Source organism: Trichococcus pasteurii, assembly GCF_900112935.1.
Taxonomy (GTDB): domain Bacteria; phylum Bacillota; class Bacilli; order Lactobacillales; family Aerococcaceae; genus Trichococcus; species Trichococcus pasteurii.
Map to the genome: position 1 here is coordinate 19,027 of NZ_FONM01000012.1, position 12,278 is coordinate 31,304.

Here is a 12,278-nt window from a genome sequence, read left to right on the forward strand (position 1 = left end):
AACTAAAACCAGGAAGCGCGCGATCCGGAACGGATATCCGCTTCATTATTCGCTCAGTTCCTCAAGCGCCATTGTCTGTTCTTCCCAATCCTGCATCAGCTCATCCTGCCGTGCCTGAAGTGCGAGCAATTGCTGGTTGAATTGTTGGACTTTTTCATGATCCCCGTAGACTTCAGGCTCCGTCAATTGCTGTTCGATCGCAGCGATGGCCTCCTCTACGGTCGCCAATTCATTCTCCAAAGCCTCAACTTGCCGCGCCAGTTTTCTTTCCAATTTCAGTTTTTCCTTGGAAGAAACGTAATCCCCTTTGGCTTTTGAAAGTGGTTCAACTGCGGCAGTTGCTTCGGCGGCATTTTCGGCCTGCTGCAGAGCTGCCAACGCCGCTTCCTGTTGTTTCTTTTCAATATAGTAATCATAGTCCCCGAGGTACAATTTGCTGCCCTCAGCGGAGAGTTCGACAATGCTTGTGGCAATCCGATTGATGAAATAGCGGTCGTGGGAAACGAAAAGCAGGGTGCCGTCATAATCGATCAAAGCATTTTCAAGCACTTCCTTGCTGTCGATGTCCAAATGGTTCGTGGGTTCATCGAGGACAAGGAAGTTCTTTTGGTCCAATGCCAACTTGCAGAGCGAAAGCCTTGCCTTCTCGCCACCGCTCAATGCCGGAATCGTTTTCTCGACATCGGCACCAGAGAACAGGAAGCTCCCCAGGATACTGCGCACATCTTTTTCGTTCAACGTAGGATGAAGATCCCAGATTTCGGCGAGAACGCTCTTGGTTTTGGAAAGGTTGCCTAATTCTTGGTCATAATAACCGAGATCCACGTTGGCGCCGAGCTGGACTCTGCCTTTCAAAAGCGGAATCTCAGAAATGATCGACTTAAGCAAAGTGGACTTGCCGATCCCGTTCGGCCCGACGATCGCGATTGCCTGCTGTTTGCGGATATCAAGATTGATTGGGTCAGCCAGGATCGTACCGGCATAGCCGACAGCCCCGTTCTCAAGGGTCAACACGACGTTTCCGCTCTCTTTGGCGATTTCGAAGGAGAAGCGGGCGGAACGTTCATCGCCTTTCGGCTTGTCCATCCGCTCCATCTTCTCAAGACGTTTGCGGCGGCTTTGCGCCATCTTGGTCGTGGAGGCGCGCGCCAGATTACGGGCGACATAATCCTCCAATTTGGAGATTTCATCTTGTTGCTTCTCGTAAGCTTTCAATTCCTGCTCCAGGCGGGCTGCTTTCTCGGTCAGATAATAGGAGTAGTTGCCTTTGTAATGCTGGATTTTGTGGCGGCTGATTTCATAAACTTCAGTGGCGACTTTGTCCAGGAAATAGCGGTCATGGGAAACGATCAAAAGCGAGCCGTTATAACCGATCAGATAATTTTCCAACCAAGCCAACGTGTCGATGTCCAGATGGTTGGTAGGTTCATCCAGAATCAGCAGATCGTTCTTCTCAAGCAGGATTTTGGCCAAGGCGAGCCTTGTTTTCTGGCCGCCGGACAATTGGGAAATCGGGCGATCATAATCTTCTTCGTAGAACTGGAACCCATGCAGCACCGAACGGATTTCAGATTCATAGCCGTAGGCATTTTTTTCATGCAAAGTATGCTGAAGATGGTCATAGCGTTCCAAAGCTTTTTGGTAGGCTTCTTCATCCTCAAGCAGGTCCGGATCCCCCAAAGCGAAAGCGGCTTGCTCAGCTTCTTTGCTTAATTGGATGAGCGGGGCAAAAATGGTCAACATTTCCTGCCAAATCGTGTTGGAGGAATCGACCGCGCTATGCTGATCCAAGTAGCCGATCGTAACATCCTTGCTCTTGGAAACAGAACCGGCATCCGTGGTTTCGATGCCTGCCAAAATTTTCAGAAGGGTTGATTTCCCTGCTCCGTTTCGGCCGACGAGCGCTATGCGCGAATGGTCTTGAACAGTAATTTGAATATTGTCGAATAAGACGCTCGCCCCAAAAAGGCGCGCCAAATTTTGTCCTTGTAGTAAAATCATATGTAGTGTCCTCTTTCTAAACAAATACTCGCGGTTATCCTTTCCATTTTATCACAGCAAGCACTGATTCGATAGGGACAAGCAGAGTTATTGCTATATTCACGTATTTGTGCATGTGAAAATTATCGGTGGCTCCGCTTACAATTAGTATTGTGTTTCACATATTGTTCAAAAAAGGCTTCACAATCAAGTCCGGTTTCGAACAAATTAGTAGATTTTTCACAATCAGATGATATAATAGTCAGTATGAAATGAAAGCTTAAGTATGTGAACATACTTTTTAAAGTTTGTCCGAATCGCACAAACAATATGAGGTACGAAATGAACGAGGAAAGAAGAGGAGAAAAAATGTCGACGAATGATATTCCAAAAGCCACGGCAAGGAGGTTGCCGATTTACCACCGCTATTTGCGCTTTTTGCATAACGCTGGTAAAAAACGTGTTTCATCCACTGAACTGAGTGAAGCAGTAAAAGTGGACAGTGCTACTATCCGCAGGGATTTTTCATATTTTGGCGCACTAGGTAAAAGAGGGTACGGCTATGATGTCGAGTATCTGTTGGATTTCTTCAGCAAAACCTTGAACCAGGACCGTCTGACGAACGTTGCTTTGATCGGTGTGGGTAATTTGGGACATGCCTTGTTGAACTACAACTTCCATGTAAGCAATAATGTGCGCATCAGTGCCGCATTTGATGTCAATGAAGGCATCGTCGGAAAAATCCTCAGCGGTGTACCGGTGTACCCGATGACGGACATGGTGGAGCAATTGCGCATCCAGCAGATTGATGTAGCCATTTTGACCGTTCCCCAAGAAGTGGCGCAGGATGCCACCAACCGTTTGACCGAAGCGGGCGTTCGCGGCATCATGAACTTTACTCCGATCCGTCTTTCCGTTCCGGAAAATGTCCGCGTTCAGAATGTGGATTTGACGAATGAATTGCAGACATTGATCTATTTCTTGGACAATGATATCGGCTGAGCAAAGTCGACAGCCGAGCAGAAGAAAATGCAAAAAGAAGGATGAGGCAGCCTCATCCTTCTTTTTTTCATAATCAGGGCTGAACGAACCCGTTCAGCTTTTCCTAGTTTTTATCGATGCTGTCTTTGATTTTCAGGTAGGCATTGAACATGCGTACGCCTTTCACGACATCACTTGTTGCGAACAGCACGCTGATGATGGCCATGAATCCCCAGCCTGCAGTATTCACGGCATCGACTGCCAGCGAGATGAAGAGGATTGCGAAAACGAATCGGATGATTACTTGAATTAATAGATTTTTTAAAGTCATGTTGTTCCTTTCTTTTTCCTAAATAGCGGACTTCACGTGCCTTACGAAATGAGTTGGGACAGAATCGGCAAAGCGGACATGGCATTCATCAACGCATGCGCAATCATCGGAGTCGCTATGTTTCTTGTCCTGTAATAAAGGAAAGAAAACCATAGCCCCAGCGAGCCATAAACCAAATAGTGCCCATCATTATGCGCAATCGCAAAAATCAAAGCGCTGATAGTGGCTGCGCCGACCATCCCGATTGCATCAACCAGATGCGTGACAATCGCTTTACGGAATACAAATTCCTCCATCACAGGTGCAAAGATGATAATGTTAAAAATAAAGAACGGGTAGCGGTTTGTCAAGTCCAGCAGCACTTCCGTATTTTCGGAAACGACTGGCATCCTGAACAAAAGATACTCCACATTCATCGCGACGATCTGAATCAGGACAGCTCCCACGAAACCGAAGACTCCGGTCATGAGCGTTTTTCCGATGCGGGCAGCCGGTTGATCCGTAAGACTGTTTTGTGGTGTCCATTTTTTTCTGCTATTCCATGCTACCATAAGGACAGTTCCTAGGAAAGCGAAGAATAGCGAGAGATTCATGGCGGCTGCGATGCGATCTGCCTCCGGAATGAAAAAAAGCATAAAGACCGGCAGAAGTTGAGAAGCGAGATAGATGAGGATGATCTGTATGGCTAACGTTAACCTGGAACGTATTTTTTTATTCATATAATATAGTACCTTTCTGAGAGAACTGACGTTTTACGCTTGATAAACAGTATAGCATAATAGCGCAAAAAAATAGAATCGGAAAAAATCGGCTTCCCTCTTGCAAATTAATTGGAGATTGATTAATATAGAAATGTAACTTAGCACTCTAAGTTGATGAGTGCTAAAATGAACTTATTTTTGGAGGGATCATCTTGTTAAAACCATTAGGAAACCGTGTTATTGTAGAAGTTGCCAAAGAAGAGGAAAAATCTGTAGGCGGCATCGTTTTACCGTCATCCGCTAAAGAAAAATCCCAAACCGGTACCGTTATTGCTGTGGGCGCAGGTCGCGTGACGGATAACGGCGTAACCATCGAAATGACCGTTAAGGCAGGGGATACTGTCCTTTTCGAAAAATATGCAGGCACAGAAGTTAAATATGCGGGAACAGAATACTTAGTGATCAAAGAAAGCGACATCGTAGCAATCCTGGACTAAAAATATAATTCATGAGGTGAATCGATAAATGGCAAAAGACATTAAATTTTCAGAAGACGCAAGAGCAGCAATGCTTCGTGGTGTGGATATCTTAGCAGATACCGTAAAAGTGACTTTAGGACCTAAAGGCCGCAACGTTGTTTTAGAAAAAGCGTACGGTTCTCCATTAATCACGAATGATGGCGTGACAATCGCCAAAGAAATCGAACTGGAAGATCGCTTCGAAAATATGGGAGCGAAACTGGTTTCCGAAGTTGCTTCCAAAACAAACGACATTGCCGGTGACGGTACTACGACTGCCACTGTTTTGACACAAGCGATCGTTCGTGAAGGTTTGAAAAACGTTACAGCAGGCGCAAATCCGGTAGGCATCCGTCGCGGTATCGAGTTGGCTACACAAGCAGCTGTAAAAGGGTTGGCGGAAATTTCCCAAACCGTAAATTCAAGAGAATCAATCGCGCAGGTTGCTGCCGTATCATCCGGATCGAAAGAAATCGGCGAATTGATTGCGGAAGCTATGGAGAAAGTCGGCAACGACGGGGTCATCACTATCGAAGAATCAAAAGGGATCGAAACCGAGTTGGATGTTGTTGAAGGGATGCAATTCGACCGCGGTTATCTATCGCAATACATGGTTACCAACAACGACAAGATGGAAGCTGAATTGGAAGCACCTTATATCCTGATCACGGATCGTAAATTGTCCAATATCCAAGACATCTTGCCTTTATTGGAACAAATTTTGCAACAAGGACGCCCATTGTTGATCGTTGCTGATGATGTTGACGGAGAAGCACTTCCTACATTAGTATTGAACAAATTGCGCGGAACATTCAATGTAGCGGCAGTCAAAGCGCCTGGTTTCGGTGACCGTCGTAAAGAAATGCTGCAGGACATCGCAATCTTGACAGGCGGTACAGTCATTGCTGAAGATTTAGGCTTGGAATTGAAGGACGCTTCAGTTGAACATTTAGGTCGTGCGGGCAAAGTTGTCGTAACCAAAGATTCCACAACAATCGTTGAAGGAGCTGGCGAAAAAGAAGCCATCGAACAACGTGTAGCGGTCATCCGTGCGCAATCAGCTGAGACAACTTCAGAGTTTGACCGTGAGAAATTACAGGAACGTCTTGCGAAATTATCCGGTGGCGTCGGCGTCATCAAAGTCGGAGCTGCTACCGAAACTGAATTGAGAGAACGTAAACTGCGTATCGAAGATGCTTTGAACGCAACGCGTGCCGCTGTTGAAGAAGGTATCGTATCCGGGGGTGGTACAGCCTTGATCAATGTTCAAAAACGCGTTGAAGCGTTGGAACTGACCGGTGACGAAGCGACAGGTGCCCGCATCGTAGCTCGTTCATTGGAAGAGCCAGTGAGACAGATCGCTGAAAATGCAGGCAAAGAAGGCTCTGTTGTAGCCGATAAGATCAAAGGACTTGAAGTTGGCATGGGTTATAACGCCGCAACCGACGAATGGGTAAACATGATCGAAGCAGGAATCGTGGATCCAACTAAAGTGACACGTTCCGCTTTGCAAAATGCAGCCAGCGTAGCTGCCCTGATCCTATCGACAGAAGCGATCGTAGCCGATCGTCCAGCACCAGCAACACCCCCATCAATGGACCCAGGCATGGGCATGATGTAATCAGAGTGAGATAAAACTCGTTTAGCCACCCGTACGTTGGAGCGAATCATGAAGGGAACCTCTTTTGTTCCCTACATGATTCGTGAAACGTTAGTGGTGGCTGAGTTTTAGAACACGTTTAAACAGGATACGATGAATTGCGTTTAGAGGGTGAGCGCTAAGAGGATAAACACAAAGCGGACGTTTTTTGTCCGTGTGTGGTTATCAACTTAGGCACTCAAACGTCACAGTGCGACGTTTGAGGTCTTTAGCTTTATAAGTACTAAGTCTATTGATGCACGTTCTGCTTGCAATTCAGAGTTCAACTAAAACAGTGTGATGAAGCACTAAGCTCCACAAACAAAAGGACCGAATGGCCAGAAATGGTTATCCGGTCTTTTTTGTTTGATTTTTTTTCAAATCCAACTGCTGCCGAAGTGGCATTGACTCCTGATGAATTTTTTTATATAATTTTATATGCCCTATGGGGGCATATCCTATATAAACGAGAGGTGCAATTTTATGTCTCATTCACAGGAACACAGAACGGACAGTCTGGTTAAACGCTTGAATCGGATCGAAGGACAAGTAGCGGGAATCAAAAAAATGATCCTCGAAGAGAAAGAGTACGCTGACGTCATCATCCAATTGAATTCGACTCGGTCCGCCATTCAGAAAATCAGTCATATCCTTTTGGAGGCCCAAACAGAGCATGCTCTGATGCACGTAAGCGAAGGTGCTGACTTGGATGAAGAAATGAAGAAACTGCAAAAAGTGATTGCGCAATACAATAAGATGAACTAGGTGATAATATGGAAGAAAGCACTGGAAAGAGAATTCTGAATTTGGCAATTCCTGCAACAATCGAAAATCTGCTCCAGACATTGGTTGGTTTCGTTGATACGCTGCTGATAGCTAAGATAGGGCTTATGGCCGTTACGGCAGTCGGCGTTGCCAACACGATCCTGAATGTGTATTTGGCGATATTCATAGCATTAGGGGTCGGAACTTCTTCTTTGATAGCCCAGAAACTAGGGGCGAAGGATAGGGAAGGGGCTGTCCGAATTGCGGAACAGTCAACATTTTCCGCAGTGATCATCGGCTTGCTGTTTGGGGTATTGACGCTTGCTTTTGGGAAACCGCTTTTGGGGCTGATGGGTGCAGATTACCAAGTGATGGCTTATTCTACTGCATTTTTCTACATTGTCGGGGGCAATTCAGTCTTTTTGGCGGTCATGACCATTTTCGGAAGCATCCTGCGGGCAGCCGGAAATACAAAATCCCCCATGCAGGTCAGCGTAATCGTAAACGTTCTGAATGTGGGTTTGGACTACATTCTGATTTTTGGTATCGGACCGATTCCAGCGCTTGGCGTTGTCGGGACTGCGATAGGCACAACGGTTGCCAGAATGCTGGGATGTGTGCTGTTGTACAAACAGATAAAGAAGTCCCCTGTTTCATTCGAGCTGAAATCCATTTTTGTGAAAAGTGATTATGCGCCCTTAGTGAGACTTTCGATTCCAGCAGCGCTTGAAAGGTTGGTCATGCGGGTGGGGCAAGTCGTCTATTTTGGATTGATCGTTGCGATCGGCGCAAAAACTTTTGCGGCGCATTCCATCGCGGGGAATATCGAAAGTTTTGTGTATATGCCGGCGTACGGTTTGGCCACTGCTGCCACCACTCTCGTCGGCAACAGTACAGGCGCATGGGATTTCAAGGAAGCAAAACGGGTCGCCATCCTATCGGCAGCATTTGGCGTACTCATCATGAGTTTCTTGGGGATCATTCTGTTTGTGGGTTCCCCTTATTTTGCCGAACTGTTCACCTCGGATGCTGAGGCAATCGATCAAATCGTGACAGCGCTGAGAATAGATGCATTCAACCAGCCGGGACTTGCGATCAGCCTGATCACGACAGGCTCCCTGCAAGGAATGGGCGATACCAAATCGCCATTGTACAGCACAGCTTTTGGGATGTGGTGTTTGCGCATAATCGGTGTGATCCTTTTGGGAAGAGTGTTGGGTTGGGGAATTGCCGGCGTTTGGATTTCGATCGGGATCGATCTTTACATCCGCTCGCTGTTTTTGGCCTACAGATTCAGGAAAAACATATCAGCGCGTAGCCATTCATCCGGTTGAGGGATGACAAATAACCTTCAAGGCATCAAATTCAGCAACAAAAAATAAATACGGCCCTCGATTTAAGCAGAATTGAGGGTCGTATTTATTTTTATATCGAAATGAGTATTTAATCATCCAATTTATTGATGAAAACATATCCAAATAATTTCAAGCCATCCCCGCCTGGATGCTTTTGAATGAAAATTAATGTTTTTGAATGAAAATGATTGCTTTATTCACGAGTAGGTGGTATATTTTTGTTCGAGAGGTGATAGAAAGTGCTTACAGAAGAACGGCATAAAATCATTCTAGACACTTTAGCCAAAGACAATATCGTAAAACTGCAGGACCTTGTCGATCAGACAGGAAGTTCTGAATCCACGATTAGACGGGATTTAAGCACTCTTGAAGAGGCCGGTTTCCTGATTCGTGTCCATGGCGGAGCAAAGAGAAACTATAGTGTTTCCGCTGAGGACAGGATGGAAGATAAAACGTCCAAAAACGTTCAGGATAAACAACGGATCGCTGAAAAAGCAGCTCAACTGGTGAGCGATCAAGACATTATCTTTTTGGATGCCGGATCCACCACCTATGAGATGATTCCCTTCCTGAAAGGCAAGAGCATCCTCGTCGTCACAAATGGCGTCCCGCATGCCAGTTTATTATCGGATATGCAAATCGAGACGATTCTTATCGGCGGCAAAATCAAGATGGAGACAAAAGCAGTCATCGGACCGGTCAGCCAAATGCAAATGAGGAATTACCGTTTCAGCAAAGCTTTTCTTGGCATCAACGGCATCGACAAGCAATACGGATTCACGACGCCGGATACCGAAGAAGCGGCCATCAAGCGGATAGCAATTGAAAATGCAGCACAAAGCTATGTCGTAGCGGATGCTTCGAAGTTCAAACAAGTCAGTTTTGTGAAGGTCTGCGACATTGAGGATTGCGGCATCATCAGCTACAATGTCCCGTCGGAAATCAAACGTAACCTGAAAGACAGTACAACTATTTGGGAGGCTGAATAATGATATATACAGTAACATTAAATCCATCCATCGATTACATCGTCCATTTGCCCGCTATCGAGTTGGGTGAAGTGAATCGTATCCAACAGGATTTCAAACTGCCGGGTGGCAAAGGCATCAACGTTTCCCGCATCCTGAATGAACTGGAAGTGGAAAACACCGCTTTAGGGTTCTTGGGCGGTTTCACCGGAAAATACATCGAAGACTGGTTGGAAGCGGAAAACAGCAAAACACACTTTACGCATGTGGATGAAGCGACCCGCATCAATGTCAAGATCAAGTCGGGGATGGAGACGGAAATGAACGGTCCGGGCCCGAATATCGAGCCTGCAGTCGCCGAAGAATTCCTGAAGCAATTCGATACACTTGATCCGGAAAATGACATCGTAGTCTTGGCAGGGAGCAAACCAACAAGCCTGCCGGATGATTATTATCAGACCATCATCCGCAGACTGACGGACAAAGGCGTGCCGTTCCTGATCGATACAACCGGGGAAGAATTGAAAAATGCCTTGCCTTACCATCCGTTATTGGTAAAACCGAACCACCACGAATTGGCTGAATTGTTCGATACTACTTTCGAAACGGATGCGGACATCCTGCCATACGGCAAAAAGCTGCTTGAGGCGGGAGCGCAATACGCAATCATCTCGATGGCCGCTAAAGGAGCGATCCTGTTCACTCCGGAAGGTGTCTACCACGGGACCGTGCCAAAGGGAGTCCTTAAGAATTCAGTCGGATCCGGAGATTCGATGATCGCCGGATTTGTCGGTACATACATGAAGACGCACGACCCGTTGGAAGCATTCAAAGTCAGTATCGCCTGCGGAAGCGCGACCGCTTTTGCCGACGACTTAGCCAAACGCGAAGAAATCGATGCTCTAGTCAAACAAGTCACTATCAGTCAGCTATAGGAAGGAGAACTTATTAATATGAAAATCAATGATATCTTATTAAAAGAATTGATGATTATGGATTTGCAAGCAACAACCAAAGAGGGCGTCATCGATGAAATGATTGCAGGTCTTTCCGCTAATGGCATCATCAATGATGCTGCGGTTTACAAAGAGGGCATCATGAAGCGCGAATCGCAAACTTCAACTGGTTTGGGCGATGGCATCGCAATGCCGCATGCCAAAAACAAAGCGGTCATCAAACCTGCTGTCGTTTTTGCAAAAAGTGCAGCCGGTGTGGACTATGCTTCATTAGACGGTCAGCCAGCACATCTGTTCTTTATGATTGCGGCTCCGGAAGGCGCAAATAATGTCCACTTGGAAGTTTTGGCGTCATTATCCCGTTTACTCATCAATCCTGATTTCACTTCATCATTGAAAAAAGCTCAAACTCCAGAAGAAGTGCAAGGGTTATTTGCGGCAGCGGAAGCTGCACGTGAAGCCAAAGAGCAGGCTGAAGCAGCAGCGAAAGCAGCTCCAGTAGCAGCAACCGAAACGAAGAGACCTTTCGTCATTGCAGTAACGGCTTGCCCTACAGGGATTGCCCACACCTATATGGCCGAAGATTCATTGAAGCAAATGGCTGAAAAAATGGGCGTCGATATCCGCGTTGAAACAAATGGCTCGGATGGCGTCAAGAACCCATTGACGGCTGATGAAATCCGTCGTGCCGATGGCGTAATCGTGGCAGCTGACAAAAAAGTTGAAATGGCGCGCTTCAACGGCAAACACGTTCTGCAAAGACCGGTAAGCGATGGCATCAATAAAGCGGAAGAACTGATCACAAAAGCAATGCGTCAAGAAGCGCCGATCCTGAATGTTGAAGGCGATACCTTCTCGGCCAGCGAAAGCGACGAAAAACAATCCATCATCGGAAAAGTCTACAAAGATTTGATGAACGGTATTTCACACATGTTGCCGTTTGTTGTCGGCGGCGGTATCATGATTGCGATTTCCTTCCTGTTCGAAACGTCATTCGGTGCTGACAGCCCGTTGTTCATCTCCTTCATGGCTATCGGTGGAGCGGCATTCAGCTTCCTGATTCCGATTTTGGCCGGTTACATCGCACTGAGTATCGCGGATCGTCCTGGGTTGCTTCCTGGTATGGCGGGCGGTTACTTGGCTGTGCAAGCAAATGCCGGATTCTTGGGCGGCTTGATCGCTGGTTTCTTGGCCGGTTACATCATGGTTTACTTGAAGAAAGCCTTTAAAGGCTTGCCGCGGGCGTTGGATGGCATGAAGACAATTCTTTTGTACCCTGTGTTCGGTCTGTTGATCACTGGTTTGTTGATGTATTTCTTGGTAGGTCCTGTCTTCTCCACAATCAACACAGCTATGATCACCTTCCTGGAAAACTTGGGTACTGGTAATGCCGTGCTGTTGGGTGCTGTTCTTGGCGGCATGATGGCAATCGATATGGGTGGTCCATTCAACAAAGCAGCTTATGCCTTCTCGATCGGTATCTTTACGGATACAGGCGATGGCAGCTTGATGGCCGCTGTAATGGCTGGTGGTATGATTCCTCCATTGGCAATCGGTATCGCAACCTTGATCTTCAAAAACAAATTTACGGATATCGAACAAAAATCCGGACTTTCCAATATTTTGTTGGGTCTGTCCTTCATCACTGAAGGTGCGATTCCATTCGCTGCAGCGGATCCGATGCGCGTTATCGGGTCATCCATCGTTGGTTCAGCGATTGCTGGTGGTTTGACGCAGCTATGGGCAGTTTCGATCCCTGCACCACATGGTGGCTTGTTCGTAATCACATTGGCTAACCGTCCACTGATGTTCTTGCTGGCTTTGTTGATCGGTACAGCCGTTTCAGCATTGATGTTAGGTTTTTGGAAACAAGATAAAACACAAGAAGTCGCGAAATAAACAGCAAAATTTTATTGAGAGAACAGACACGATGCATCCTGTCTGTTCTCTCTTTTTGGTTGTTCCGGAACAAGTTACGTAAATGAAAACGGTATGACAGATAAATGAGAATAATGTAAAAAAATGGGATGATTTTCATGGCAGATATGCTATAATGCATATTGTTAAATAAACGAAAATGTAGA

The 12,278-nt window shown here is 46.4% G+C and carries 11 protein-coding genes; 8 read left to right on the forward strand and 3 right to left on the reverse strand.

Features of this window, described 5'->3' with window-relative positions; translation table 11 throughout:
* Positions 1–45: 45 nt before the first annotated feature.
* Positions 46–2,001: an ABC-F family ATP-binding cassette domain-containing protein gene (locus BM184_RS10350; RefSeq protein WP_086943684.1), complete on the reverse strand. Its 1,956-nt coding sequence runs from the start codon at positions 1,999–2,001 to the stop codon at positions 46–48.
* A gap of 348 nt (positions 2,002–2,349) precedes the next feature.
* Here BM184_RS10350 and BM184_RS10355 point away from each other — a divergent pair, with 348 nt between their 5' ends.
* Entirely contained in the window at positions 2,350–2,982 is a 633-nt protein-coding gene (locus tag BM184_RS10355) for a redox-sensing transcriptional repressor Rex (RefSeq protein WP_068560999.1), read from the forward strand.
* A gap of 103 nt (positions 2,983–3,085) precedes the next feature.
* Here BM184_RS10355 and BM184_RS10360 read toward each other — a convergent pair whose 3' ends face one another.
* Positions 3,086–3,292 carry a DUF4305 domain-containing protein gene (locus BM184_RS10360; RefSeq protein WP_068560998.1) on the reverse strand — a complete coding sequence of 69 codons (207 nt, stop codon included), beginning with the start codon at positions 3,290–3,292 and terminating at the stop codon, positions 3,086–3,088.
* 41 nt (positions 3,293–3,333) lie between these two features.
* Positions 3,334–3,843, reverse strand: coding sequence for a CPBP family intramembrane glutamic endopeptidase (locus tag BM184_RS10365; protein ID WP_177208626.1), 510 nt, complete (start codon positions 3,841–3,843; stop codon positions 3,334–3,336).
* 362 nt (positions 3,844–4,205) lie between these two features.
* Here BM184_RS10365 and groES point away from each other — a divergent pair, with 362 nt between their 5' ends.
* The 7 genes from groES to BM184_RS10400 all read left to right on the forward strand — a co-directional run bounded on the left by groES (position 4,206) and on the right by BM184_RS10400 (position 12,093).
* Positions 4,206–4,490: a co-chaperone GroES gene (groES, locus tag BM184_RS10370; RefSeq protein WP_068560996.1), complete on the forward strand. Its 285-nt coding sequence runs from the start codon at positions 4,206–4,208 to the stop codon at positions 4,488–4,490.
* A gap of 28 nt (positions 4,491–4,518) precedes the next feature.
* Positions 4,519–6,132 (forward strand): chaperonin GroEL, encoded by a 1,614-nt coding sequence (gene groL / locus BM184_RS10375; protein ID WP_086943686.1) that lies wholly within the window; start codon positions 4,519–4,521, stop codon positions 6,130–6,132.
* A 501-nt stretch (positions 6,133–6,633) separates the two neighbouring features.
* A complete protein-coding gene (locus tag BM184_RS10380; RefSeq protein ID WP_086943687.1) occupies positions 6,634–6,915 on the forward strand; it encodes a metal-sensitive transcriptional regulator in 282 nt (93 codons plus the stop codon).
* A gap of 8 nt (positions 6,916–6,923) precedes the next feature.
* Complete coding sequence (locus tag BM184_RS10385; protein ID WP_086943688.1) at positions 6,924–8,249, forward strand: MATE family efflux transporter; 1,326 nt, start codon at positions 6,924–6,926, stop codon at positions 8,247–8,249.
* A 260-nt stretch (positions 8,250–8,509) separates the two neighbouring features.
* Positions 8,510–9,259, forward strand: coding sequence for a DeoR/GlpR family DNA-binding transcription regulator (locus BM184_RS10390; RefSeq protein WP_086943689.1), 750 nt, complete (start codon positions 8,510–8,512; stop codon positions 9,257–9,259).
* Positions 9,259–10,173 carry a 1-phosphofructokinase gene (gene pfkB / locus BM184_RS10395; RefSeq protein WP_086943690.1) on the forward strand — a complete coding sequence of 305 codons (915 nt, stop codon included), beginning with the start codon at positions 9,259–9,261 and terminating at the stop codon, positions 10,171–10,173. The genes BM184_RS10390 and pfkB overlap by 1 nt, the downstream gene beginning before the upstream one ends.
* 18 nt (positions 10,174–10,191) lie before the next feature.
* Complete coding sequence (locus BM184_RS10400) at positions 10,192–12,093, forward strand: PTS fructose transporter subunit IIABC (protein ID WP_086943691.1); 1,902 nt, start codon at positions 10,192–10,194, stop codon at positions 12,091–12,093.
* Positions 12,094–12,278: the final 185 nt, after the last annotated feature.

Excerpts from the sequence above, each read along its gene's own strand:
- BM184_RS10380 (WP_086943687.1), top strand. The coding sequence starts at position 6,634 with ATGTCTCATTCACAGGAACACAGAACGGACAGTCTGGTTAAACGCTTG.
- BM184_RS10365 (WP_177208626.1), bottom strand. The coding sequence starts at position 3,843 with ATGGTAGCATGGAATAGCAGAAAAAAATGGACACCACAAAACAGTCTT.
- BM184_RS10350 (WP_086943684.1), bottom strand. The coding sequence starts at position 2,001 with ATGATTTTACTACAAGGACAAAATTTGGCGCGCCTTTTTGGGGCGAGC.
- BM184_RS10400 (WP_086943691.1), top strand. The coding sequence starts at position 10,192 with ATGAAAATCAATGATATCTTATTAAAAGAATTGATGATTATGGATTTG.
- BM184_RS10355 (WP_068560999.1), top strand. The coding sequence starts at position 2,350 with ATGTCGACGAATGATATTCCAAAAGCCACGGCAAGGAGGTTGCCGATT.
- BM184_RS10360 (WP_068560998.1), bottom strand. The coding sequence starts at position 3,292 with ATGACTTTAAAAAATCTATTAATTCAAGTAATCATCCGATTCGTTTTC.
- BM184_RS10385 (WP_086943688.1), top strand. The coding sequence starts at position 6,924 with ATGGAAGAAAGCACTGGAAAGAGAATTCTGAATTTGGCAATTCCTGCA.
- groL (WP_086943686.1), top strand. The coding sequence starts at position 4,519 with ATGGCAAAAGACATTAAATTTTCAGAAGACGCAAGAGCAGCAATGCTT.
- pfkB (WP_086943690.1), top strand. The coding sequence starts at position 9,259 with ATGATATATACAGTAACATTAAATCCATCCATCGATTACATCGTCCAT.